This is a genomic window from Streptosporangium roseum DSM 43021 (assembly GCF_000024865.1).
Taxonomy (GTDB): Bacteria; Actinomycetota; Actinomycetes; order Streptosporangiales; family Streptosporangiaceae; genus Streptosporangium; species Streptosporangium roseum.
On the sequence record NC_013595.1, the window covers coordinates 3,134,612 to 3,158,790 of the forward strand.

18 protein-coding genes are annotated in these 24,179 nt (G+C 71.4%); 9 read left to right on the forward strand and 9 right to left on the reverse strand.

Annotated features, from left to right (window positions below):
• Positions 1 to 376 precede the first annotated feature (376 nt).
• From SROS_RS13955 to SROS_RS13965, 3 genes are read left to right on the forward strand one after another with little or no spacing between them, the layout of a single operon-like run.
• Positions 377 to 796 carry a TraR/DksA family transcriptional regulator gene (locus tag SROS_RS13955; protein ID WP_043651988.1) on the forward strand — a complete coding sequence of 140 codons (420 nt, stop codon included), beginning with the start codon at positions 377 to 379 and terminating at the stop codon, positions 794 to 796.
• Positions 760 to 1,407, forward strand: coding sequence for a signal peptidase II (locus SROS_RS13960; protein WP_245564634.1), 648 nt, complete (start codon positions 760 to 762; stop codon positions 1,405 to 1,407). The genes SROS_RS13955 and SROS_RS13960 overlap by 37 nt, the downstream gene beginning before the upstream one ends.
• On the forward strand, positions 1,400 to 2,329 hold the full coding sequence (locus tag SROS_RS13965; protein WP_012889584.1) for an RluA family pseudouridine synthase: 930 nt from the start codon (positions 1,400 to 1,402) through the stop codon (positions 2,327 to 2,329). The genes SROS_RS13960 and SROS_RS13965 overlap by 8 nt, the downstream gene beginning before the upstream one ends.
• A 22-nt stretch (positions 2,330 to 2,351) precedes the next feature.
• Here SROS_RS13965 and SROS_RS52900 read toward each other — a convergent pair whose 3' ends face one another.
• From SROS_RS52900 to SROS_RS13995, 6 genes are all read right to left on the reverse strand, one after another.
• Positions 2,352 to 3,929: a serine/threonine-protein kinase gene (locus tag SROS_RS52900; protein WP_012889585.1), complete on the reverse strand. Its 1,578-nt coding sequence runs from the start codon at positions 3,927 to 3,929 to the stop codon at positions 2,352 to 2,354.
• A 109-nt stretch (positions 3,930 to 4,038) separates the two neighbouring features.
• Positions 4,039 to 4,350: an AzlD domain-containing protein gene (locus SROS_RS13975; protein ID WP_012889586.1), complete on the reverse strand. Its 312-nt coding sequence runs from the start codon at positions 4,348 to 4,350 to the stop codon at positions 4,039 to 4,041.
• On the reverse strand, positions 4,347 to 5,027 hold the full coding sequence (locus SROS_RS13980; protein ID WP_012889587.1) for an AzlC family ABC transporter permease: 681 nt from the start codon (positions 5,025 to 5,027) through the stop codon (positions 4,347 to 4,349). The genes SROS_RS13975 and SROS_RS13980 overlap by 4 nt, the downstream gene beginning before the upstream one ends.
• Before the next feature lie 10 nt (positions 5,028 to 5,037).
• Positions 5,038 to 5,832 (reverse strand): AraC family transcriptional regulator, encoded by a 795-nt coding sequence (locus SROS_RS52905; RefSeq protein WP_012889588.1) that lies wholly within the window; start codon positions 5,830 to 5,832, stop codon positions 5,038 to 5,040.
• A gap of 48 nt (positions 5,833 to 5,880) precedes the next feature.
• Positions 5,881 to 7,860 (reverse strand): serine/threonine-protein kinase, encoded by a 1,980-nt coding sequence (locus tag SROS_RS52910; RefSeq protein WP_012889589.1) that lies wholly within the window; start codon positions 7,858 to 7,860, stop codon positions 5,881 to 5,883.
• A gap of 48 nt (positions 7,861 to 7,908) precedes the next feature.
• On the reverse strand, positions 7,909 to 9,915 hold the full coding sequence (locus tag SROS_RS13995; RefSeq protein ID WP_012889590.1) for a serine/threonine-protein kinase: 2,007 nt from the start codon (positions 9,913 to 9,915) through the stop codon (positions 7,909 to 7,911).
• A gap of 454 nt (positions 9,916 to 10,369) precedes the next feature.
• Between SROS_RS13995 and SROS_RS54210 the strand changes: the two genes are divergently transcribed.
• Positions 10,370 to 11,164 (forward strand): chorismate mutase, encoded by a 795-nt coding sequence (locus SROS_RS54210; protein WP_012889591.1) that lies wholly within the window; start codon positions 10,370 to 10,372, stop codon positions 11,162 to 11,164.
• A gap of 115 nt (positions 11,165 to 11,279) precedes the next feature.
• Here the strand turns inward: SROS_RS54210 and SROS_RS14010 are convergent, their stop codons facing one another.
• The gene (locus SROS_RS14010) at positions 11,280 to 12,659 is read right to left on the reverse strand and encodes an amino acid permease (protein WP_043651993.1); all 1,380 of its coding nucleotides are present in this window, start codon (positions 12,657 to 12,659) and stop codon (positions 11,280 to 11,282) included.
• Between the two features lie 183 nt (positions 12,660 to 12,842).
• Between SROS_RS14010 and dnaE the strand changes: the two genes are divergently transcribed.
• From dnaE to SROS_RS14035, 5 genes are all read left to right on the forward strand, one after another.
• Positions 12,843 to 16,364, forward strand: coding sequence for a DNA polymerase III subunit alpha (gene dnaE / locus SROS_RS14015; protein WP_012889593.1), 3,522 nt, complete (start codon positions 12,843 to 12,845; stop codon positions 16,362 to 16,364).
• Positions 16,365 to 16,568: 204 nt separating this feature from the next.
• Positions 16,569 to 17,927 (forward strand): galactose-binding domain-containing protein, encoded by a 1,359-nt coding sequence (locus SROS_RS14020; protein ID WP_012889594.1) that lies wholly within the window; start codon positions 16,569 to 16,571, stop codon positions 17,925 to 17,927.
• On the forward strand, positions 17,928 to 19,148 hold the full coding sequence (locus SROS_RS14025; RefSeq protein ID WP_012889595.1) for an MFS transporter: 1,221 nt from the start codon (positions 17,928 to 17,930) through the stop codon (positions 19,146 to 19,148).
• Positions 19,145 to 20,113: a TolB family protein gene (locus SROS_RS14030; RefSeq protein WP_012889596.1), complete on the forward strand. Its 969-nt coding sequence runs from the start codon at positions 19,145 to 19,147 to the stop codon at positions 20,111 to 20,113. The genes SROS_RS14025 and SROS_RS14030 overlap by 4 nt, the downstream gene beginning before the upstream one ends.
• Positions 20,114 to 20,434: 321 nt before the next feature.
• Entirely contained in the window at positions 20,435 to 21,586 is a 1,152-nt protein-coding gene (locus SROS_RS14035; protein WP_012889597.1) for a serine hydrolase domain-containing protein, read from the forward strand.
• A gap of 169 nt (positions 21,587 to 21,755) precedes the next feature.
• On the opposite strand, the gene SROS_RS14040 is transcribed toward SROS_RS14035, so the two are convergent.
• On the reverse strand, positions 21,756 to 22,331 hold the full coding sequence (locus SROS_RS14040) for an RDD family protein (RefSeq protein ID WP_012889598.1): 576 nt from the start codon (positions 22,329 to 22,331) through the stop codon (positions 21,756 to 21,758).
• Positions 22,332 to 22,795: 464 nt separating this feature from the next.
• The gene (locus tag SROS_RS14045) at positions 22,796 to 24,103 is read right to left on the reverse strand and encodes a glycosyltransferase family 4 protein (protein ID WP_012889599.1); all 1,308 of its coding nucleotides are present in this window, start codon (positions 24,101 to 24,103) and stop codon (positions 22,796 to 22,798) included.
• Between the last annotated feature and the right edge of the window lie 76 nt (positions 24,104 to 24,179).

A 24,179-nucleotide genomic window follows, 5' to 3' on the forward strand; every position in this document is an offset into this window, starting at 1 on the left:
TTGACCTTCACATGGGAAGGCCCTCTTCCTTCGGTCTGCTGCCGGGTCTACTGGGCCGAGGCGGCTGTTCTTCCGGCGGCTCCGGGGTGATTTTCCCTCCGGTCCTCGCCCCGGGCTCACACCGTCCCCGGGTCGCTCGTGCGAGGGGGAGCGGAGGTGATTGTCCCCATCAACGCCTTGCAGGCTCAAACGATAACGCACTGGCCTGCTCAAAGCTTCCCGATATCGGAGGGACGAGGGAATCGGGAGGAAGGGGCCGGATGTTACGGGAGTGGTAAACATCACGGCGGGTCGTTTGCCGTTCTGTTATGGGAGACCTAAGCTGCCCGCACCGTTTACCGCATTGGTTACGGTCCGATCGAGCAAGGAGGCCGACATGGCCGCGACTGTACGCGCAGACGAGGGCGCTGTGGCGCCGTCACAGGACGGTACCGTCGTCACCTGGTCGGCCACGGAGCTGGCGGAAGTCCGCAAGCGGCTGGCCACGGAGATCGCGGAGCTGAACCAGGAGATCGCCAAGGCCGAGACCGAGATCGCGTCGAGCGATGTTACGGACGGTGCGGGAGACGACCAGGCGGACGCCGGGGCCCGCACCTATGAACGGGAACGCGAGATCGCCCTTACCCTGAATTCGCGCGACCTGGTCGCGCAGAACGAGCGGGCGATCGCCCGGATCGACGCGGGAACCTACGGAGTGTGCGAATCGTGCCACAAGCCGATCGGCAAGGAACGTCTTCAGGCGTTCCCGAGGGCGACGCTGTGCGTGGCCTGCAAGCAGCGGGAGGAGCGCCGCTGACCGGCGACACCGTCGACGGGGCGGCTCCGGTCGCCCCGCTGACCGGCGACACCGTTGACGGGGTGGCTCCGGTCGCCCCGTCCGGAGTGCGGCGGATCGCCGTGCTCGCGACGATTGTACCGATTGTTTACATTCTTGACCTGATCACGAAGACGGTCGTGCTGAGGACCCTTGAGGGCAGGGAGCCGCTCGTCGTCATCCCCGGCCTGCTCCAGTTCCGGGTGATCTTCAACTCCGGGGCGGCGTTCAGCATCGGCACCGGCATGACGATCGTCTTCACGTTCGTCGCGGCCGGCGTGGTGATCGCCATCCTGCGCACCGCGCGGCACCTGCGCAGCCTGCCCTGGGCCATCACGCTGGGGCTGATGCTCGGCGGGGCGCTCGGCAACCTGACCGACCGGCTCCTGCGCTGGCCCTCGGGCTTCGGCCGGCCCTCGCCCTTCCAGGGGCACGTCGTCGACTTCATCGAGACCTTCCCCGGGCACTTCCCGGTCTGGAACGTGGCAGACTCGGCGATCGTCTGCGGCGGAATCCTGGCCGTCATCCTCGCCTGGCGGGGCTACCAGATCGACGGCACGCGCGACACGGGGGAGCACAAGAGCAATGGCTGAGCAGCGGAGTCTCCCGGTCCCCGACGGGTTGGAGGGCGAGCGCCTCGACGCCGCCCTGTCCCGGCTGTTCGGCTTCTCGCGCACCCGCGCGGCCGAGCTGATCGTCTCCGGTGACGTGCTGGTGGACGGCTCGCCCGCCGCCAAGTCCGACCGGGTCCACGCGGGCGCGTGGCTGGACGTCACCCTGCCGCCGCCGCCCACCGCGCCGATGCCGGTCGCGGAACCGGTGCCGGGCATGAAGATCGTTTATGAGGACGACGACATCGTGGTCGTCAACAAGCCCATCGGCGTGGCCGCTCACCCGACCACCGGCTGGACCGGGCCGACCGTGATCGGCGGCCTGCTCGGCACCGGGCACCGGGTGGCGACGAGCGGCGCCGCCGAGCGCCAGGGCATCGTGCACCGCCTGGACGCCAACACCACCGGCGCCATGGTCGTGGCCAAGAGCGAGCACGCCTACTCGCACCTGAAGCGGGCCTTCAAGGAGCGCACGGTCGACAAGCGCTACCACGCCCTGGTCCAGGGGCACCCCGACCCGCTGCGCGGCACCGTCGACGCGCCGATCGACCGCCACCCCTCAGGAGACGGCCGGTTCGCCGTCGTGGCCGGGGGCAAGGAGTCGGTCACCCACTACGACACGATCGAGGCGTTCCGCGCGGCGTCGCTGCTCGACATCAAGCTGGAGACCGGCCGGACCCACCAGATCCGGGTCCACATGTCGGCGCTGCGCCATCCGTGCGTCGGCGACATGATGTACGGCGCGGACCCCACGCTGGCCGCCCGTCTGGGCGTCACCCGGCAGTGGCTGCACGCGGTCTCGCTGGCCTTCGAGCACCCCGCGACGGGCGAGTGGGTCTCCTTCACCACCGACTACCCTGATGACCTGGCCCATGCCCTGAAGATCGTCGGCAGCGAGTCGTAGCGGCCGCCCGTCTCCGCGCCGGCTACTTGGCCTTCTTGGCCTTCTTGACCTTGCCGTCGGACGTGTTCCCGGTCTTGCCGGAGGCGCTCGTCCCGCCGTTGTAGCCGGCCTGCTCGGCCAGCTGCCCCTCCTGGCCCTGTCCCTGGTCCTGGGGGGCGTCGTCTCCGGACTCCTGCCCAGGGGTGTCGTCCTGCCCCTGCTCCTGCCCCGGGTCCTGGCCGGTGTCGTCCCCGGAGTCGTCCTGCGACCCCTGGCCGGGCTTCTTGCCGGAGTCCTCGCTCTGGTCCTCGCCCTGATCCTTGCCGGGCTTGTCCCCGGAGTCGTCCTTCGAGCCGTCCTTCGAACCGTTCTTCGAGCCGTCCCGCGTCGGCTCCTCCGACGGGGACGGGCGGTTCTGCCGGGGCTGGTCCGAGGAGGGAGGGGCGGAGGGCCGATACGAGCCGTCGCCGCTCGTGTCCGGGGTGGGATCCTTCTTCTTGGCGGGCAGCCTGGCCTGCTCGGTCTTGTCCTTCGGCGTGTCGTCCTTGGCGGGGACGCTCACGGAGGCGGGGGGTCCTTCCGGCGACCCGGCGGAGGAGTTCAGGGCTACCCAGGCGGCTCCACCCGATGTCAGGGCCACCGCGACCACCGCGGCCGCGAGGGCCGCGACGGCCGGACGCCGCCGTCCTCCGCGGCCGGCCACCCCGGGGTCCGCGTCCGTCGAGGGCACCGCCGCGCCGGCCTGGACCGGGGCGCGGGGAGGCGGGACCGGGAGCGCGATGGGCGCGGTGGGCTGCGGCTCGGTGCCGTTCACGATCGCCCTCAGGTGGATCTGCACATCGTGGGCGGACATGCGCTGCGCGGGGTCCTTGCGGAGCAGGCCGGAGACCACCGGGCCCAGCGATCCGGCGAACCTCAGCGGGGCAGGCTCCTCGTGCATGACCGCGCTGAGCGTCGCCAGCGGGTGGGCGCGCTCGAAGGGGGAACGCCCCTCGACCGCCATGTAAAGCGTCACGCCCAGCGACCACAGGTCGGAGGCGAACTCCGCCGGGCCTCCGCTCGCCCGTTCCGGCGCGATGAACGCCGGGGTGCCGATGAGGGCGCCGGTCCTGGTCACCGACGAGTCGCCTTCGAGCACCGCGATGCCGAAGTCGGTCAGCACGGCCCGCCCGTCCTTCGACAGCAGCACGTTGTCCGGCTTGACGTCCCGGTGCAGCACGCCCGCCTGGTGTGCGGCGAGCAGCGCCCCGAGCACTTCGAGCCCGATCTGCGCCACCCGTGCCGGCGGCAGCGGCCCGTCCTCCCGGACCACGGCTCCGAGCGTCCGGGAGTCCACGAGCTGCATCACGATCCACGGACGCCCCTGCTCCTCGATGACGTCGTAGACCGTAGCGACGCCCGGGTGGCCGATCCGCCCGGCGGCGCGGGCCTCCCTGAGCGTCCGTACGGTGAAGACGTCGCGTTCGGGGCCGGTCAGGTCGGGGGAGGGGATGACCTCCTTGACCGCCACGTCCCTGCCGAGCACCTCGTCGCGCGCCCGCCAGACCGTGCCCATGCCTCCCCGGCCGATATGTTCGAGCAGCCGGTACCGAGCGCCGATGAGCCCCTGAGAATCGGTCATGGACGTCGGGCTACCCCCGTTCGACCCGGACAATCCGGATATGTCACGCGGTCTGATGGTTCGCTGCGCGGGACGAGGGGCGTGGCACGGTACGGCGGCGCCGCCGGTGTCAGCTCATGAAATGGCGCAGCGCGGCCGTGACGACGGCGGCCGTCGCGAGCACCACCAGGAAGGGTGCGCGCAGCAGCAGCGCCACCACGGCCGCCCCCAGCCCGGCGGTACGGGGCACGTCGAAGTGCAGTTGCTGCCCGTGCGCGAAGGTCTGCACCGCGATCAGCGCGGCCAGCAGCGCCACCGGGACCAGCGCGGCGAAGCGCTGCACCGTCGGATGGTCGAGCACCTGGCGCGGAGCCGACAGTCCGGCGAGCTTCAGCGCGTAGCAGCCCGCGCAGGTGATCACGATGGCCCACCAGACAGTCACTTCGGCCTCCTCAGGATCACGGCGAGCACGGCGGCCGCCGCGATCAGCACGGGCACGCCCGGCGGGGTGAACGGGGTCGTGGCCAGCGCGATCGCCGCGCCGCCGCCGGCGATCAGCCGCAGCGAGCGGGTCTCGGGACCGCTGCCGGTGAGCCGGGGCCACAGGATGGCCAGGAACGTCGCGGGGCCCACCGCGTCCAGGCCGAACACGGCAGGGTCGGCCACCCGGGAGGTGCCCACCGCGCCGAGCAGGGTGGTGAGGTTCCAGGTCAGGTAGATGCTGATGAACGTGACGAAGAACCCGGTCCGGGCGGACCGTTCGTCGGGCTGGGCCAGGGCCACCGCGGTCGTCTCGTCGATCACGCCGTGGGCCGCCGGCAGCCTGCGCCAGCCCCGGACCGCGAGCAGGTCGGACATGCGCAGGCCGTACAGGCCGTTCCGGGCTCCCAGCAGCAGCGCGCCCGCCGTGCCGGCGGCCAGGCTGCCGCCGCCGGCGACGACGCCGACCATGGCGAACTGCGAGGCGCCGGTGAAGGCGAACAGGCTCAGCACGCACGCCTGCGCGACGCTCAGGCCGGCGGTGACCGCGGCGGCGCCGAACGCCAGTCCGGAAAGTCCCACGGCGATCCCCACGCCCAGTCCGTCCCTGACCGCTGAGGAACGAGTGGTTGTATCCATGGGAACGAGGTTATGTCCGGTTTTCTGATGCCGTCTTGTACGTTCCTGCGCGCTGGTACGCGCCGGGCGGCACACCCACGACCCGCTTGAAGTGCCTGGTCAGGTGGGCCTGGTCGGTGAAACCCACGTCGGTGGCGACCTGTGCGGCCGATGTGCCGGAGTCGAGCAGTCCTCGGGCCCGCCGGACCCGGAGCGTGTTGAGATAGGCGTGCGGGGGCAGGCCCGTGACCGCCTTGAAGGCCCGGATCAGGGCGAAGGGCTTCGCCTGTACGGCCCGCGCCAGATCCTCCAGCGTGGGCGGGTCGACGAGCCGTTCGTGCAGGATCTCCCGCGCCCGCCGTACCGCCCGGTCCTCCCTGGCGGGCCGCGCGTCGGCCGTGCGGTGGGCGGCGTGATGCCTGAGCAGGGCGCCGAAGGCCGTGCGGGCGAGCGTGGAGGAGGCCAGGCCGTCGCCGTGCTCGGCGGCGTCGTGCGCGGCCCGCAGCAGCGCGGCGGCGTGCGGGTGGGAGACGACGGGCTCGGGGAAGTGCGGCGTGCCGCGCCCGGCCGCCAGCTCCGCGGCGATGCCCGACATGACCTCGATCGACGGGTAGAGCATCCGGTAGGCCCAGCCGCCGGGCTCGCCCGCCTGGCCGGTGTGCACGTGCTCGGGGTTGACCAGGACCAGGCTCCCCGTGCCCGCGCGGTGCCGGGCGCCCCGGTAGTCGAACTCCTCGACCCCGGACATGATCACCCCGATCGCGTAGCCGTCGTGCACGTGCCGGGAGAAGCGGTGGGTGACGTACCTGGCCTTGAGCAGGTCCACCCCCGGCAGCCCCGGGGCTGCGCCAGAAGCGCGCCGCCTCCCGGTCGGTCACGGCCGGAAGGTCTCGGTGAACCTGTCGAAGAACGTCCGGTTCGACCTGCCGTCGTCCGGGCTCTCCCAGTAGATCGCGTACGGGCGGCCCGTGAGCGTGCGGAAGCCACGGTCCAGGACGCGCATCCTGACCTTGTCCCTGAGGTAGGTGAACTCCCAGTCGGCGGCCGGCAGGCCGCGGTATCTCAGCGCGGTGATGCTGATCCGCTCGTAGCCCGGCCAGATGTTCTGCTTCAGCCCGCCCCGCTCCACCTTCTCCCAGTGCTTGACCGGGTCCGTCTCGGGGTCCTCGGTCGACTCGATCCACAGGAAGCCGTTCTTGCCGGGAGGCCGGAACTCGACCCTGTCGCGTCCGGAGAAGCGCTTGACGGCCCAGCCCCTGGGCACCGCGACGGTGAAGCCCATCGGATCCCGGTGGAGCCGCCAGCCCGCCGGGATCGCCGTGGTCGGGCGGGCGGACGGGGTGCGGGTCGCCTGCGGGGTCCTGGAGGGTGTGGCGGAGGCGGCCGGCCCGCCGGTGACGACCGCCGTGGTCGTCGGCGAGGGCGACGGCGTGCCGTCCCCCTCCCGGAGCACCAGCCATCCCCCCACCCCGACCGCCACCACGAGCGCGGGCACCCCGACCGCGAGCGCCACCCGCCCCGTCCCCGACCGGCGTGCCGGAGGGGCGAGCCGCCCGGCGTCGGTGGGCTGCCCCTGGTGCGGCCACCGCGGGTGGGCGGGATCGTCCGGGGGAGACTGCCCGAAATGGGCGGGGCTGTCGCCGTAGGGCCGCTGCGCGGGGTCGCCGGGATGGGACGGCTGCCCGAAGTGGGCGGCCCCGTCCTGGTGGGGCGGCTGCCCGGCGTGGGTGGGGGAGTTCCGGTAGGACGGCTGCCCGAAATGGGCGGGGCTGTCGCCGTAGGACGGCTGTGCCGGGCCGGGATGGGACGGCTGCCCGGCGTGCTGCGGCTGCCACCCGCCCGGTGCCGCCCCCGCCTGATACGACGACGCCTCCGACGGGTACGGCGGTTGCCCGGCGTGCGGCTGCCGGGCGGCGTACGGAGAGCCGTCGTGGCCCGCCGGGGCACCCGGGTGGGGTGGCTGGGTGTGGCGGGTGGCCGTGCCGGGGTGCGGGGGCGGTGCGGCCGGCCCCGCCATGCCGGCGGGGTCGTACCGGCCGGGGACCTGCCCATGGGCCGCGCGGCTGAGCAGGGCCGTGGCCTGCTCGGCCGTCATCCGGATGGCGGGGTCCTTGGTCATCAGGCCGAGGACCGCGTCGGCCAGGGGACCGGTGTGCGTCATGGGGCTGGGCTCGCCGTGGAGGACGGCCATCATGGTCGCCGCGGCCGTGGCCCGCTCGAACGGCGCACGCCCCTCCAGGGCGGCGTACAGCGTCGCCCCGAGGGACCACAGGTCCGACTCGGGGGTGGCCGCCAGCCCGTGGAGCCGTTCCGGGGGGAGGAAGGCCGGGGTGCCGACCATCCCGCCCGTCCGGGTGATCGCGGTCTCCTGTGTCATCGAGGCGATCCCGAAGTCGGTCAGCACGACCCGGCCGTCGTCGGCCAGCAGCACGTTCTCCGGCTTCACGTCACGGTGCAGCACCCCGGCGGCGTGCGCGGCCAGCAGGGCGCCCAGCACCTGCAGCCCGACCGAGGCGACCCGCTCGGGGGGCAGCGGCCCGTCCGCGCGGACGACCTCGCCCAGCGAGCGCGACCGGACCATCTGCATGACGATCCAGGGCCGGCCCTCCTCCTCGACCACGTCGTGCACGATGATCACGGACGGGTGGTCGAGCCGGCCGGCGGTCCTGGCCTCCCGGATCGTCCGCCGGTTCATCTCCGTGCGCGCGGCCTCGTCGATCCCGCGGTGACGGACCTCCTTGACCGCCACGACCCGGTCGAGAAGCTCGTCGTGGGCCCGCCAGACGACGCCCATCCCGCCCTCGCCGATGGGTTCGAGCAGGCGATACCGGCCCGCCACCTTCCGTTCGGTCATTCTCTCGCCCCTCCCAAACTCACGAATCGTAGCCGGTCGGGGCGGCCCTCACTTTTTCGACGAGAAGGTCCGGGCGAACCCCTCGAAGAGGTGCATGTTCTTCTTCCAGTCCTTGGCCAGGGTGTGCCAGTAGATCGCATATCCCCGGCCGCCCTTGGTCACGAATCCCCGGTTGAGCACCCGGGCCTTGCCCGAGCTCGTGTTCCAGGTGAACTCCCAGTCGGCGGCCTTCTCCATGTAGTCGACCTTCTCGATCCGGATCCGCTCGTAGCCCGGGAAGCTCCCCCGGCTGGCCCGCTCGCCGGTGTACCAGTCCTTCTTCGGGTCAGGACCCGCCTTGGCGACGTATTCGACGAACACGAAGCTCGTCCGGTCGGGTCCGCGGAACCACACCTGCTGGCCCGGCCGCTTGTCCACCTTCCAGCCCTTGGGCAGCCCGATCGAGAAGTCGTTGCTGTCCTTGTGCATGTGCCAGCCGTCGGGGAGCTTCGACTCCTCCTTCTCCTTCTCCTTGGTCTTGGTGGGGCTGGGCGCGGGACTCGGGGAGGTGGACGGGGTGGCGTCGGCGGTCGTCTTGGCCGGTCCGGCCGAGGCGGCCGGCTTGCCCGTGTTCGCCTGTGGCGCCTGCAGGCCGTCCGACTCGCGGCTGCGCATCCCCAGCCAGCCGGCGACCGCCCCGACGATCAGGACCGCGGGCACGAGCACCAGCAGGCCCCGCTTCACGGGCGACCGGGATCCCCGGGAGAACGCCGTCGGCGAGGTGGAGAAGGGTCCGTGCACCGGGGCGGAGGTCGCCGCGGAGGACAGGTCCCGGACGCCGGGATCCCGGGGGGCCGGCGGGACCGGCTCGGGCCTGGGCGCGGGGACCGGCTCGGCTCTGGGCTCCGGCCTGAGCGGCGGGAAGGGGTCCCGTCTCGCCTTGGGGGCCGGCCGGGGGGCGGGTTCGGGAGCCGGTCGGGAAGCGGGCGTGGCAGCCGGCCGGGGGGCGGGTTCGGGAGCCGGTCGGGAAGCGGGCTCCTGCCGTACCTCCACGACGGGCTCCCGCGGCGCCGGTGCGGCGGGAGGCGGGCTCTTCGCGGGGGCGGGCGCGGCGGAACCCAGCTGCACGCCGGTCGCGGGGAAGCCCTCCGGCTCGTATTTGATCCCGGGGTCGGTCTCGGCCGTCGCCGAGGTGGTCACGGCCGGCATGACGGCGGTCTTGGCGGGCTTGGCGGCCCGCTGCTTGCCGCCGTCGGCCACCTCGCGCAGCAGCCTCGCGGCCTCGTCGTAGGACATGCGCCGGGCCGGGTCCTTGCGCAGCAGCCCGTCGAGCACCGTGGTCAGCAGCCGTCCGGCGCGGACCGGAGGCTCCGGCTCGTCGTTCAGCACGGCGTGCATGGTCGGCAGCGCCCCGCCCCGGTCGTGCGGGGGCTTGCCCTCCACGGCCGCGTACAGCGTCGCCCCGAGCGACCACAGGTCCGACTCGCGCTGGGCGCTGCCGCCCTTGATCCGCTCCGGCGGGATGAACGCGGGCGTGCCCGCGATGCCGGTCATGGTCAGCGCGGTCTCGGTCTCCAGCGTCGCGATGCCGAAGTCGGTCAGCACCACCCGGCCGTCGTGGGCCATCAGCACGTTCTCCGGCTTGACGTCCCGGTGCAGCACTCCCTGGGCGTGCGCGGCGCGCAGCGCGTCCAGCATCTGCAGGCCGATCTCCGCCACCTGCTCGGGAGGGAGCGGACCGTCCTGCCGCAGGACCTTGCCGAGGGAGCGGGACTCCACCAGCTGCATGACGATCCAGGGGCGCCCGTCCTCCTCGACCACGTCGTGGACGACCACCACGTTCGGGTGCGTCAGCCGCCCGGCGGCACGCGCCTCGCGCTTGGTGCGCCGGTTGAAGTCTTCCTGGTTGTCCTCGCCGAGCATGTCCGCGTAGCGGACCTCTTTGACCGCGACCTCGCGGTCCAGGAGTTCGTCGTGGGCCCGCCAGACGATGCCCATGCCACCCCGGCCGATGGGCTCGCGCAGGTGGTAGCGGGCGGCAATGCGACGTCCCTCAGAAGACTGTGCTTCGGCCATCAACCGCACCTACCCCTTTCTAAACCCCCGAATACTCTCATAGGCCGAGAAGGGTGATCGACTCCCGCACGGCCTGAGTGTCCACAATCCGAGACGTGTTGTCCAGCAAGTGGCGCGTGTTGGGGAGATGGCCTATCGTCAATACCATGACTTGCTATTTCGCGTTTATCGAGCCGGCTCCGGAGGGCCGGTCGTGACAGCGTGATCTAGCGACCATCCGGAGCCGGCACGAGGCAGAGACCCAGTCTCTGCCTTTTTTGTTTCTGACGATGCGCCGGCTCGCGGATGGGTGCCGGCTGAGCATGAGGAGCCGAGATGTCCTTGTTGACCGCACACCTGGAGCGCGGCGCCGTGAAGCTGGGGACGCTCACGGTGGGGGCCGGACCGGCCGTGGTGGTCGGCGGCCCGGGCGCGGACGCCCGCTGGGTCAACCTGCGCGACCACCACGGGGGGGGTGCCCGCCGCCGAGGCGGTGGCGGCGGTCCGCGCCGAGTGGGCCGGGCCGATCCTGGTGGAGCCGTTCTCGACGGCGGACCTGCCGGAGATCGTCGCGAGCGCCGACGGCGTGGTGGTCGGCGCGGCCTGGATGCAGGACTTCCAGCTGGTCCGCGCGGTCGCCCGCCTGGGCCTGCCGGTGCTCGTCCAGCGCGGCCCGGCCGCGACCCTGGAGGAGTGGCTGGCCATCGCCGACTACTGCGTGGCCGAGGGCAACGACCAGGTCGTGCTCTGCGAGAGCGGCAGCCGTACGCACCTGGCCGGGGTGACGCTCGACCTGGCCCTGATGCGCGCCGCCCGGGAGAAGTCCGGCCGCCCCGTCCTGGCCGACCTCGGCGAGGACCCCGCGCTGGCCGCCGCCGCCATCGCCGCCGGCGCCGACGGCCTGCTGCTGGCCCCCGGCGCCGGCGAGCGGGCCGTCCTCGACGCCCAGGAGGCCGTGAAGATCGTCGGCGCGGTCACCCGCCGCGAGACCCCCGACTCCGTCCTCGCCGCCCGCGGCGCCGTCGACCGGGTCGACGCGGCCCTGGCGGTCCTCCTCGAACGCCGGGCCGAGCTCGCCGGCACCATCCAGCGGCTCAAGCCCGTCGGCGGCTTCGCCGGCCGCGACATGGACCGCGAGCGCCGCCTGGTCGCCGAGATGGCCCGCCGCGCCCCCGGCCTGGGGGAGGTACGGCTGGCGCCCATCATGAACGCCGTCATCGAGGCGGGTCTGCACCTGGCGGAGGAGCGCAGGGTAAGCGGTCAGGACTGAGCCCGTGCCCGCCGCGCGCGGGCCCGTCCCCGGAGGGCCGGTCCGGGGCGCCGCGGCGCGGGCACACGCAGGGTGCCGGATGCCGACCGGCCGCGGCGTGTGCCCGCGCAGGGCGTCAGTCGAGGGGCACCCCGGCGCGCCGGCGGCGGGGGTCGACGATCCGCCAGCCGACGGCGATGGCGGCGACCAGCAGGGGGATGCAGAAGAAGGCGATGCGCTGGTCGGCGTCGGCGAACGGCATGAGCAGCATCACCAGCGCGAGGAAGGCCAGGGTGAGCCAGCCGGTGTACGGCGAGCCCGGCATCCGGAAGGGCGGGCGTTCGAGCAGGCCCTGTTCGGCGGCGCGGCGCAGCCGGATCTGGCAGTACAGCAGGGTGCCCCAGGTGGTGATCACGCCGAGCGAGGCGATCGCGGTGGCGATGTTGAAGGCGCGCTCCGGGACGTAGTAGTACAGGACGACCCCGGCGACGAACACGGTCGCCGTGATGAGGATGCCGCCGTAGGGGACCTGGCGGGAGCTGAGCTGCCCGGCGAAGGCGGGGGCCTCGCCCTTCTGGGCCATGGCGCGCAGGATCCGGCCGGTGGAGTAGAGGCCGGAGTTGCACGACGACAGGGCGGCGGTGATGACGATCAGGTTCATCGCGTCGGCGGCCCAGGGGACGCCGAGCGCGGCGAAGACCGTCACGAACGGGGACTGGCCGGGGCCGTAGGCGGTCCACGGCAGGACCATGGCCAGCAGCAGGACCGAGCCGACGTAGAAGACCACGATCCGCCAGATCACGCCGTTGATCGCCCTGGGCATGACCTCCCGGGGGTTCTCCGTCTCGCCCGCGGCGATGCCGACCAGCTCGATCGAGGAGTAGGCGAAGATCACTGACTGCAGGCTCATCAGCGCCAGCGGGAACCCGTTGGGGAAGAAGCCTCCGTGCGCGACGAGGTTCCCCGCCCCCGCGGTGCTGCCGCCCAGCTCGAAACCGAAGATCACCAGTGCCAGGCCGGTCACCAGGAACGCGCAGATGGCCAGGACCTTCAGCAGGGCGAACCAGAACTCCAGCTCGCCGAAGAGCCGCACCGACAGCAGGTTGACGGCCAGCACGAACCCCAGCGAGATGAGAGCGGTCAGCCACCGGGGGAACTCCGGGGCCCACAGGCTCACGTAGATGGAGATCGCGGTCAGCTCGGCGATGCCGGTGAAGGCCCAGTTGATCCAGTACATCCAGCCGCTGGCGAAGGCCGCCCACGGTCCGACGAAGTCGGCGGCGTACTCTACGAACGAGCCCGAGGTCGGCTTGTAGAGCACCAGCTCGCCGAGGGCCCGCATGACGAAGAACGCCGCGAGCCCGGCGGCCGCGTACGACAGCACCAGTGCCGGACCTGCCGCCTGGAGCCGCCCGCCGGCCCCGAGGAACAGCCCGACGCCGATCGCGCCGCCGATCGCGATCATCTGCACCTGGCGGTTGCCGAGCGCGTGGCTGTAGCCCTCGTCGGTCTTCACATGTTCCCCCCGTACGCCCAGCTCAGAAATATCGTCACCCAAAGTAGCCGATCATCGCTCAGAGTGTGCGACCGCGGAGGGGCCGAGTGGTGGCAAAGTGTGTGTCGAGGGGGTGCGGCGGCGGACGGCAAACACGCGTAGGCTTCCCACGCCGACACGCGACTAGGGGAGGAACGGGGACGCATGTCCGACTCGTTTGTGCATCTTCACGTTCACACGGAGTACTCCATGCTCGATGGAGCCGCTCGTCTGAAGCAGATGTTCAAACAGGTCGGTGACCTGGGCATGCCCGCCATCGCGATCACCGACCACGGCAACATGCACGGCGCCTACGACTTCTACAAGCAGGCCACCGGCGCCGGGATCAAGCCGGTCATCGGCATCGAGGCCTACGTGGCGCCGGCCTCCCGCCACCAGAAGAAGCCGGTGCTGTGGGGCGAGCCCCACCAGAAGCGCGACGACGTGTCGGCCGGCGGCTACTACACCCACATGACGATCTGGGCGAAGAACGCCAAGGGTCTGACCAACCTGATGAAGCTCTCCTCGCGTGCCTACACCGAGGGCTTCGTGCGCAAGTGGGCCCGGATGGACGCCGAGACCCTCGCCGAGCACTCCGAGGGGCTGATGGCCACCACCGGCTGCCCGTCGGGTGAGGTCCAGACCCGCCTGCGCCTGGGGCAGTACGACGAGGCGCTCGCGGCGGCGGCGAAGTTCCAGGAGCTGTTCGGCAGGGACAACTACTACCTGGAGATCATGGACCACGGGCTCGACATCGAGCGCCGGGTCCGCGACGGCCTGACCCGCATCTCCCGGGACCTGAACATCCCGCCCCTGGTCACCAACGACTCCCACTACACCTACGAGTCGGACGCGACCTCCCACGACGCGCTGCTGTGCATCCAGACCGGCAAGCAGCTCGCCGACCCCGACCGGTTCCGCTTCGACGGCAGCGGCTACTACATCAAGACCGCCGACGAGATGCGCGCGGTCGACTCCTCCGACCTGTGGGCCGAGGGCTGCCGCAACACGCTCCTGGTCGCCGAGAAGGTCGACCCGACCGGCATGTTCGGCTTCAAGAACCTGATGCCGACCTTCCCCATCCCCGAGGGGGACAGCGAGGAGAGCTGGTTCCGCAAGGAGATCTGGAAGGGCATGGAGCGGCGCTTCCCCGAGGGCGTCGACGAGGAGCACCGCGCCCAGATCGAGTTCGAGATGAACGTCATCCTGCAGATGGGGTTCCCCTCCTACTTCCTCGTGGTCGCCGACTTCATCATGTGGGCGAAGAACAACGGCATCCGGGTCGGGCCCGGCCGTGGCTCGGCGGCGGGCTCGCTGGCGGCCTACGCGCTGGGCATCACCGACCTCGACCCGCTGCCGCACGGCCTGATCTTCGAGCGGTTCCTCAACCCCGACCGCGTCTCCATGCCCGACGTCGACATCGACTTCGACGAGCGCCGGCGCGGCGACGTGATCCGCTACGTGACCGAGAAGTACGGCGCCGACAAGGTCGCCATGATCGCCACCTTCGGCACCATCAAGGCGAAGGCGGCCATCAAGGACGCCGCCCGCGTCCTCGGCCATCCGTACGCGCTGGGCGACAAGGTCTCCAAGGCGTTCCCGCCCGCGGTGATGGGCAAGGACATCCCGCTGTCGGGCATCTTCGACAAGGACCACCCGCGCTACAACGAGGCCGGTGAGCTGCGCAAGCTGTACGACGAGGACGTCGACGTCAAGTCGGCGATGGACCTCGGCCGGGGCCTGGAGGGCCTGATCCGGCAGACCGGCGTGCACGCCGCCGGCGTGATCATGTCCTCGGAGGTGCTGACCGACTACATCCCGATCATGCGCCGTGACTCCGACGGTGTGATCATCACGCAGTTCGACTACCCGACCTGCGAGACGCTCGGCCTGCTCAAGATGGACTTCCTGGGCCTGCGCAACCTCACGATCATCGACGACTGCCTGAAGATGATCGAGGCCAACACCGGCACCAAGATCGACCTGCTGAAGCTGCCGCTGGACGACCGCAAGACCTACGAGCTGCTGGGCCGCGGCGACACCCTGGGCGTGTTCCAGCTGGACGGCGGCGGCATGCGGTCGCTGCTGCGGCTGATGAAGCCCGACAACTTCGAGGACATCTCCGCCGTCGGCGCGCTGTACCGGCCGGGGCCCATGGGCGCCGACTCCCACACCAACTACGCGCTGCGCAAGAACGGCCTGCAGGACATCACCCCGATCCACCCCGAGTTCGAGGAGTCGCTGCAGGAGATCCTCGGCACGACCCACGGCCTGATCGTCTACCAGGAGCAGGTCATGGCCATCGCGCAGAAGGTCGCCGGGTTCTCCCTCGGCAAGGCCGACCTGCTGCGCCGCGCGATGGGCAAGAAGAAGAAGTCCGAGCTGGACAAGCAGTTCGAGTCCTTTGAGCAGGGCATGAAGGACAACGGCTACTCGGCCGCCGCGATCAAGACCCTCTGGGACATCCTGCTCCCCTTCTCCGACTACGCCTTCAACAAGGCGCACAGCGCCGCCTACGGCCTGGTCTCCTACTGGACCGCCTACCTCAAGGCCAACTACCCCTCCGAATACATGGCCGGCCTGCTGACCTCCGTCAAGGACGACAAGGACAAGTCGGCCCTCTACCTGAACGAGTGCCGGCGCATGGGCATCAAGGTGCTGCCGCCGGACGTCAACGACTCCGACTTCGACTTCACCCCGCGCGGGACCGACGTCCGGTTCGGGCTGTCGGCCATCCGCAACGTCGGCGGCAACGTGGTCGACGGGATCATCGCCGCGCGCAGGGAGAAGACCCGCTTCGCCGACTTCAAGGACTTCCTGCGCAAGGTTCCCATGGTCGTCTGCAACAAGCGGGTCATCGAGTCGCTGATCAAGGCGGGCGCCTTCGACTCGTTCGCGCACGAGCGCAAGGGCCTGGTGATGGTCCACGAGCAGGCCGTCGACAGCATCATCGGGATCAAGAAGAACGAGGCGCAGGGGCAGGACTCCCTGTTCGGGGCGGTCGAGGGCGCCGAGGACCAGACCTTCGACGTGCAGATCCCGCCCGGGGAGTGGGACAAGACCACCCTGCTCCAGTTCGAGCGGGAGATGCTCGGCCTCTACGTCTCCGACCACCCGCTGTTCGGCGTGGAGCACATCCTCGCCTCCGGCGCCGACTGCTCGATCGCCGCGCTCCAGGACGAGAACCGCTCCGACGGCCAGGTCGTCACGGTGGGCGGCATCCTGAGCGGCGTCCAGCGCAAGGTCACCAAGAAGGGCGACACCTGGGTCCTCACCATGCTGGAGGACCTGGAGGGCGCCATCGAGGTGATGATCTTCCCCTCGGCGTACCAGCTGTGCGCGACGGTGCTCGCCGAGGACGCCATCGTCTTCGTCAAGGGCCGCCTGGACAAGCGCGAGGACGTCGGAAAGATCATCGCGATGGAGGTGACCGCTCCCGACCTGACCCGCGAGAGCGGCGGCCCCCTGGCGGTCAGCCTCCCCCTGACCCGCTGCACCCCTCCGGTGGTCGGCCGCCTCAAGGAGGTCCTGACCGCCCATCCCGGCACCACCGAGGTCCACCTCCAGGTCCACAACGGCCCGAAGACCACCATCGTGCGCCTGGACGACCGCCTGCGCGTGGCGCCCTCCCCGGCCCTGATGGGAGATCTGAAGCAGCTCCTGGGTCCGGCCTGTCTCGGAGCTTGACGATCGGGAACAAGTTAGGAAACCTTCCTAACTTCCGTTGACACCGTGCCCGGCCGCTTGCCAGTATGCCGGTGAGCGGCTTGGCGCGGCGTCCCTCCCGGGGACGTGACGCGCTCAGTGAGAGATGTGCTGCCCCGGCCGCGTGTCGCACGGCGTCGCGGTCGACGCCGTGATCCCCGTCTCTCACCCCCCAGGAGACAGCACGTGTCTTCAACGACGTCCCGATCCGTCCCCCACCGCCTCCTGCCGGCCCTCGCGGCGCTCGCCGCCCTCCTCGCCGGAGTCCTCGTCGCCACCGGCCGCGCCGAAGCGGCCGAGACCCTGCTGTCGCAGGGCAAGCCCGCCGCCTCCTCGTCCAAGGAGGGCTCCTCCTACAGCTCGGGCAAGGCGGTCGACGGCAACCTCACCTCGACCCGCTGGGCCTCCCTGGAGGGCAGCGACCCGCAGTGGATCCGCGTCGACCTGGGCGCGGTCTCCCCGATCTCCCGGGTCAAGCTGTTCTGGGAGGCGGCGTACGGCGAGGCCTACAGGATCCAGGTCTCGGACGACGCCGCCACCTGGACGACCGTCTACTCCACGAGCAGCGGAGACGGCGGCGAGGACGACCTGACGGGCCTGTCGGGCTCCGGGCGCTACGTCCGCATGTACGGCACGGCCAGGGGCACCGAGTACGGCTACTCCCTGTACGAGTTCCAGGTGTTCGGCGGCGGCACCAGCACGCCCAGCCCGACCCCGACGGTGACCCCGAGCGTGCCCCCGGGCGACTCCTTCGTCGTCGCGGCGGCCGGCGACATCGCCGCCCAGTGCACCGCGAGCTCCAGCTCCTGCGCCCATCCCAAGACGGCGGCGCAGGTCCAGGCGATGAACCCCGAGTTCGTCATCACCATGGGCGACAACCAGTACGACGACGCCCGGCTCTCGGACTTCCAGAACTACTACGACAAGACCTGGGGCAAGTTCAAGAGCAAGACACGCCCGGCCGCCGGCAACCACGAGACCTACGACCCGGCCGGGACCTACGCCGGATACAAGGGCTACTTCGGCTCCATCGCCACCCCGCAGGGCAAGACCTACTACAGCTACGACCGGGGCAACTGGCACTTCATCGCCCTCGACTCCAACTACTTCGACCAGGCGGCCCAGATCAACTGGCTCAAGGCCGACCTGGCCGCGACCACCAAGGGCTGCGTCGCCGCCTACTGGCACCACCCGCTGTTCAGCTCCGGCGAGCACGGCAACGACCCGGTGAGCAAGCCGGTCTGGAAGATCCTCTACGACGCCCGCGCCGACCTGGTGCTCAACGGCCACGACCACCACTACGAGCGGTTCGCCCCGCAGAACCCGGACGCCCAGGCCGCCCCCGACGGCATCGTGGAGATCCTCGGCGGGATGGGCGGCGCCTCGCCGTACAACATCGAGAACGTCCAGCCCAACAGCCTGAAGCGGCTGAAGGACATCTACGGCGTGCTCAAGCTGAAGTTCGGCCCCGACACGTTCTCCTCGCAGCTCATCGGGACCGATGGCGCGGTCAAGGACACCAGCCCCACCTACACCTGCCACTAGATGTACATCTCGGCAAGCCGGGCCGCGGACGGAGCACGTCCGCGGTCCCGGCTCTCCTGGGCGGTCCCCGGGAACGTGCTCGCGCTCGGGGCGGTCAGCCTGGTCACCGACATCTCCTCGGAGATGGTCACGGCCGTGCTCCCGCTCTACCTGACGCTCTCCCTCGGGCTCAACCTGCTGCAGTTCGGCCTGCTGGACGGGCTCTCCTTCGGGGTGACGGCGCTGGTCCGCCTGGCCGGCGGCAACCTCGCCGACCGGTGGCAGCGGCGCAAGCTGGTCGCCGGCATCGGATACGGGCTGTCGGCGCTCTGCAAGCCGGCCCTGCTCGCGGCCGGCGGCTCGGTCGCGGCGCTGGGCGCGGTGATCGCCGTGGACCGGACCGGCAAGGGGCTGCGGACGGCCCCGCGTGACGCGCTGATCTCGCTGAGCGTCCCGCCGGACGGGCTCGGGCAGGCGTTCGGCGTGCACCGCGCCATGGACACCTTCGGCGCGCTGCTCGGCCCGCTGGTGGCGTTCGCCGTCCTGATGGGCACCGGCGGCGCCTACGACGCGGTGTTCGTGGTCAGCTTCTGCGTGGCCGTGCTCGGCGTGCTGCTCATGGTCATGTACGTCCGCGACCGGCGCATGCCGCTGCCGGGCCCGCGGTCGGCGACCTCGCCGCGCGCGGCGTTCGGGCTGCTGCGCGAGGCGGCGTTCCGGCGGGTGTGCGTGGTGGCCGCGGCCCTGGGCCTGGTCACGCTCAGCGACGCGTTCGTCTACCTGCTCCTGCAGAAGCGCGGCGGGTTCGGCGCCGAGTACTTCCCGCTGCTGCCGATCGGCACGGCCGCCGTCTACCTCCTGCTGGCCGTGCCCGTCGGCCGCCTCGCCGACCGGGTGGGCCGTATCCCGGTCTTCCTGGCCGGGCACGTGGCGCTGGTCGCCGCCTACCTCGTGCTCATCGGACCGGGGTGGCTCGTGGCGGTGCTGGCCCTGCAGGGGGTCTTCTACGCCGCGACCGACGGCGTGCTGATGGCCGTGGCGGGGCCGATGCTCCCCGCCCACCTGCGTACCAGTGGCCTGGCCCTGCTCCAGACCGGCCAGGCGACCGCCCGGCTGTTCTCCTCGGTCCTGTTCGGCGCCGTCTGGACGGTGTGGGGGAGCACGCAGGGGCTCGCCGCCATGGCCGCCGGGCTCGCGGTGTGCGTGCTCGGCGCCTGGTCCGTCGTGAGGAGGCACGCATGACCCCGCTACGGCGCCTGCTGGTGCTGCTGGCCGCCCTCGCCGTCCTCGGCGGCGCGGCGGCGGGCTACGCGGCCTGGGCCGCGCGCCGCGACCCCGTCCCGGCCCAGGCGGGGCAGGCGGGGCCGGGCGGCGTGCTCCGTCCCGGGCAGCTGATGTTCCGTACGGCGGCCGGCCGGGTGGCCGGGGTGCCGCTGGCGGACACCTCCGCCGCGCCCGCGGGCGGCGGCCTGGCCTGCGACCGCTTCTCCACGGGCGGCGGGACCTCGATCTGCCTGGTGGCCCGGCCGGGACCGGTGGCCACCACGCACGCGGTGATCCTCGACCGCTCGATGCGGGAGACCCGCCGGGTCAAGCTGGCCGGCATCCCGAACCGGGCCAGGATGTCGCAGAGCGGCCGGATGGCGTCGTGGACGGTGTTCGTCACCGGCGACTCCTACAGCGAGGGCGGCTTCTCCACCTGGAGCGGGATCCTGGACACCCGCACCGGCTACGCGGTGACCAACATCGAGGACATCCCGCTGACCCTGAACGGCCGCCGCTACCACGCCGCCGACGTGAACTACTGGGGGGTCACCTTCGCCGCCGACGACAACCGGTTCTACGCGACCGTGGCCACCAAGGGGAAGACCTACCTCGTCGAGGGCGACTACGGCAGATGGCAGGCCCGCACGCTCAGGGAGAACGCCGAGTGCCCGTCGCTGTCCCCCGACGGGACCCGTCTGGTGTTCAAGAAGCGCGTCTCCGCCGACCCCGGCCGGATGTGGCGCCTGCACCTGCTGGACCTGGCCACCATGCGGGAGACGCCCCTGGCCGAGACCGCCAGCGTCGACGACCAGGTCGCCTGGCTCGACGGGCGCACGGTCATGTACGCCAAGGGGCCGGACGTCTGGTCGGTCCCCGCCGACGGCTCCGGCGCCCCGGCCCGGCTGGTGCGCGGGGCGTCCTCCCCGGTGGCCGTCCGGTGACGGCTGTCATACCGGGTGGATGACGGTTGTCATATGACATCGAGGCGGCTTCGTACCGGCGGATGAAGGCCGGATCATCCGGAGAGAGGAGGGAGGGCCGTGACCGGATTGCGATGATCGTCATGTCGTATTTTCCGGACCTGAGGAGCTGACGGGCGATGACTCTCGCGCGACCCCACCACCGCGGACGGACGATCGCCGGACTCGGGCTGAGCGCTGTGCTCGTGACCTGGGCCGCCGCACCCGCCACCTGGGCTGCCGCACCCGCCGCGACGGCCGGCCCCCTGGCCGGGCCGGCGGCCGCGTCGGCCGGACTCGACCGTGAGGCGCTCCGGCGCGGCCTCGACGCGATCCGCGAGGCCGGGGATGTACGGCACCTACTCCGCCGTGCGGGACGCCGGCGCCGACTGGAGCGGGGCGGCAGGGGTCGCCGACGTGCGCACCAAGCGGCCGGTCCACCCCCGGATGCTCCACCGGGTCGGCAGCATCACCAAGACCTTCACAGCGGTCGCGCTCCTCCAGCAGGTCGAACGGGGGAGGATCGAGCTGGACGCGCCCGTCTCGCGCTACCTGCCCGAGCTGATCCCGGGGGAGCGCGGCCAGAAGATCACGGTGCGGATGCTGCTCAACCACACCAGCGGCATCGGCGACTACGTCTCCGGTGCCTTCCCCTCGTTCCAGCAGGGCTCCACCGCCAGCCTGGACGACAACCGCTTCCGCGACTTCTCCCCCGGGGAACTGGTGAGGTTCGGCCTGGAGGCGCCGTCCACGGGGGAGCCGGGACAGAACTGGTCCTACTCCAACACCAACTACATCATCGCCGGCCTGCTCCTGGAGAAGGTGACCGGCGCCGCCGCCGAGCCGTACATCACCCGGCACGTGATCCGCAAGGCCGGGCTGCGTGACACCTCATTCCCGCGCACGCCGCTGATCCCCGGGCCGCACTCCAAGGCCTACGAGTCGTTCTACGGCTACATCGACCCGCCGCGCGACTACAGCGTCTACGACATGTCCTGGGCGGGTACGGCGGGTGCGGTCGTCTCGACGATGGACGACCTCAACCGGTTCTACCGGGCTCTGCTGGGCGGCAGGCTCCTCGGCTCCGCGCAGCTCGCCCAGATGCAGACCACGGTGCCGGTCACCGACGGCCAGGGCAACGTCCTGATGAACTACGGGCTCGGCCTCTACGCCCAGGACCTGCCGTGCGGCCGGTTCTGGGGCCACGACGGAGGGGTGTTCGGGATGGGCACGTTCTCGCTGTCCAGCCCGGACGGCCGCCGCCAGCTCTCCTTGGGGATAAACCTGATGAAGTACCAGCGGATCGACGAGAACGGCGTTCTCCAGCCCCACGCGATCGACTTCGCGCTCGGGGACCACATGCTCCAGGCCCTGTGCGGCCCCGCCGCGCCCCTGGCGAAGGGTGAGCGGCCGCTCACGCCCTTCCCGACCCAGCAGGTCCTGGTCAAGAGGTAGCCGCCCGCTCCCGTGGCCGGCCCGCCGGTCGGCCCGGGGCCCCGGCCCCGCCGGTGCGCGGGGCGTCCTCGCCGGCGGTGTCGCGCTGAGCCTCCCGTTCCCGTACGGCGGGTGCCGTACGGGAACGGGAACCTCTCACAGAGAGGGGTCAGGCCTGTGGGTCAGGTGGTCAGCGGGACACCTTCACGACGACGGTGTTGGCCACCTTGTCGTGCAGGCACTGCTGGAGCGGCTTGTCCCAGAACTGCCACAGGACGTTCACCAGGCTGAAGATGCCGCCGATGAGGTTGAGGAACGTCTGGAAGCCGAGCAGTTGCGGCCCGTAGAGCACGCCGATCCGCTTGAGGGCGCTCTGCGAGTCCAGGCCGCCCTGGAGGCCCGCGCCCACCGTGGTGATGCGGATCTTCATGAGCTTCTTGCCGAGGGTCTGCCCGTCACGGGTGATCTGGAAGTACTCGTAGGCCGAATAGATCAAGAATCCCACGATGGCTGAGATCAGCAACCCGAGGAACGAGGTGACCGGCACCTCGGCGGTGGTGCCGAGCAGGGTGATCTCCTCGGTGGTGGTGAACGCCCCGGCGATGATCGGGGTGATGATCACCATGACGACGACGCCCAGGATGACGGAGTCGATCAGGCGGGCGACGAGACGCTCCCACCAGACGGCCAGGACGGGGGGAGCGGGAGGGACGGATCCATAGGGGGCCTGTCCGTACGCGCCGTGGTTGGGGGGTTCAGCGGTCATTGTTGACGATCTCCACGTGCCCTGAGGGCTGTCGGTGTCCGGGGGATACTCCGGTCGGACCGGTGCCCGCTCGATCCTCTTGTGATCACCGCTCCCGTGGGACGGCGGTTGGACAAGCCGGATCGGGGCGTCACCTTGTCGCTTTCCGGGGTGGAACATACCGCCGTGATCGGCGAATCGCTCCAGTATGCACCTGGCCAACCCCGGAGTGTATCTTTTTCCCTTTGCACCTGAATCGAGTTGCACTCGAATGGCCGGCCCGCCCCCGCGGGACCGGCCACGGCCGCCTCCGGCCGTCGCATGCCGGCGGCCCCGCAGACGCCGTGCCGTGACCGCCGCCCGAGCGCGTGCGCGGGCTCGGCTCCAGGCCCCCGCGGCCGGAGCCGAGCCGTTCGGCGCCGGTGACGGCACGGCGGACGGGACGCCGCACGCCGTAGGGGGCGCGGCGACAGGGGGGACCGGGGTCAGAACACCGGGGTGCCCAGCGAGCAGGGCTGGGGATCGGGACGGCTGCTCAGCCCGGACAGGTCGGCCAGGAGGGCGTCCCACCGGGCGCCGACGGCGTCGAGGTCGTAGCGGGCGGCGGTACGCAGCGCGTTGCCGCCCAGCGTGCGGCGGAGCTCCTCATCCTCGATCAGGCGGCGGATGCCGCCGGCGAGCGCGCCGGCCTTCCCGGCGCCGACCAGCAGGCCGTCGTGCTCGTGAGTGATGATCTCGCGGGGGCCGTGCGGGCAGTCGAAGCTGACCACCGGCACCCCCTTGCTCATCGCCTCCAGGATGGTCATGCCGAAGCCCTCGTACCGGGAACTGACCACGTAGATCGACGCCTTGGCGAGCTCCACGCCGATCTCCCGGCTGCTGCCCATCAGTAGCACCCGGCCGGTCAGGCCGGCCTCCTCGATCTGATCGCGCAGCCGCTGCTCCCGCTCCGGCGTACCTCCGCCGTAGATGCGCAGGATCCAGTCCGGGTGCGCCTGCGCGACCTGCCGCCAGGCCTTGACCAGGCGGTCGAAACCCTTGGCGTGGACCACCCGGCCGATGGCGACCGCGACCTTCTCCTCCAGGCGCGAGACGTCTCCGGCCAGCCGGGGCACGGCGTTGGGGACGCGGACCAGCCGCCGGGGGGCGTCGGCCTCCAGCAGCCCGGCGTACTGCTCCAGGTCCGCTTCGGTGAGGGTGACGAACGCGTCGAGCCTGCCGTACCGCCGCCTGATGAGCCGTCGCATCTCGGGCTTGTGGACCTGGAGGGCGACGTGCTCCTGCCCGATGGTGATCACCTCGGGCGGCGCGAACAGGGCGGCGGCCAGGTTGTAGCCCGGCCGCGTGGTGATCACGACGCCGCCGCGCATGGCCCGCAGGCGGCGGATCAGGCGCAGGTCGGTCCAGAGGGAGACGGTGTGGTGGATGTTCTCCTGCTCGGGCACGAGCCTGCTGGGGAAGCGCGACAGCAGCCGGGCCGCCGGGCCGCGCGCCGCGACCCTGTCGTCCAGGAACGACACCCGCACGCCCGGCGGGATGGGCAGGAACGGCTCCTCGGCCGTGCGGACGACGCTGACGATCTCCACGTCCCGCTCCCGGGCCAGGTATCCCGCGAGGTTCAGCACGGTGCGGATGGTGCCGCCCATCCCGTAGGCGTGATGCAGCAGGATCCGGACCGTGCCCGTGTCCCCGCCCGCGCCCGTCGCGGACGCCCGTCGCGCCCGCCTGTCGTTGAGCCTCCTCAGTGACCACAGCGCCGCACGCCTGACCGATCCCCGAATTTTCCCCGTCAATTGAAGGTTCCCCGTTCGAATGGTCGTCCCGTCTCATGACGCGCTCCCGGGACCTCCCCCGGTCCCGGGAGCGCGA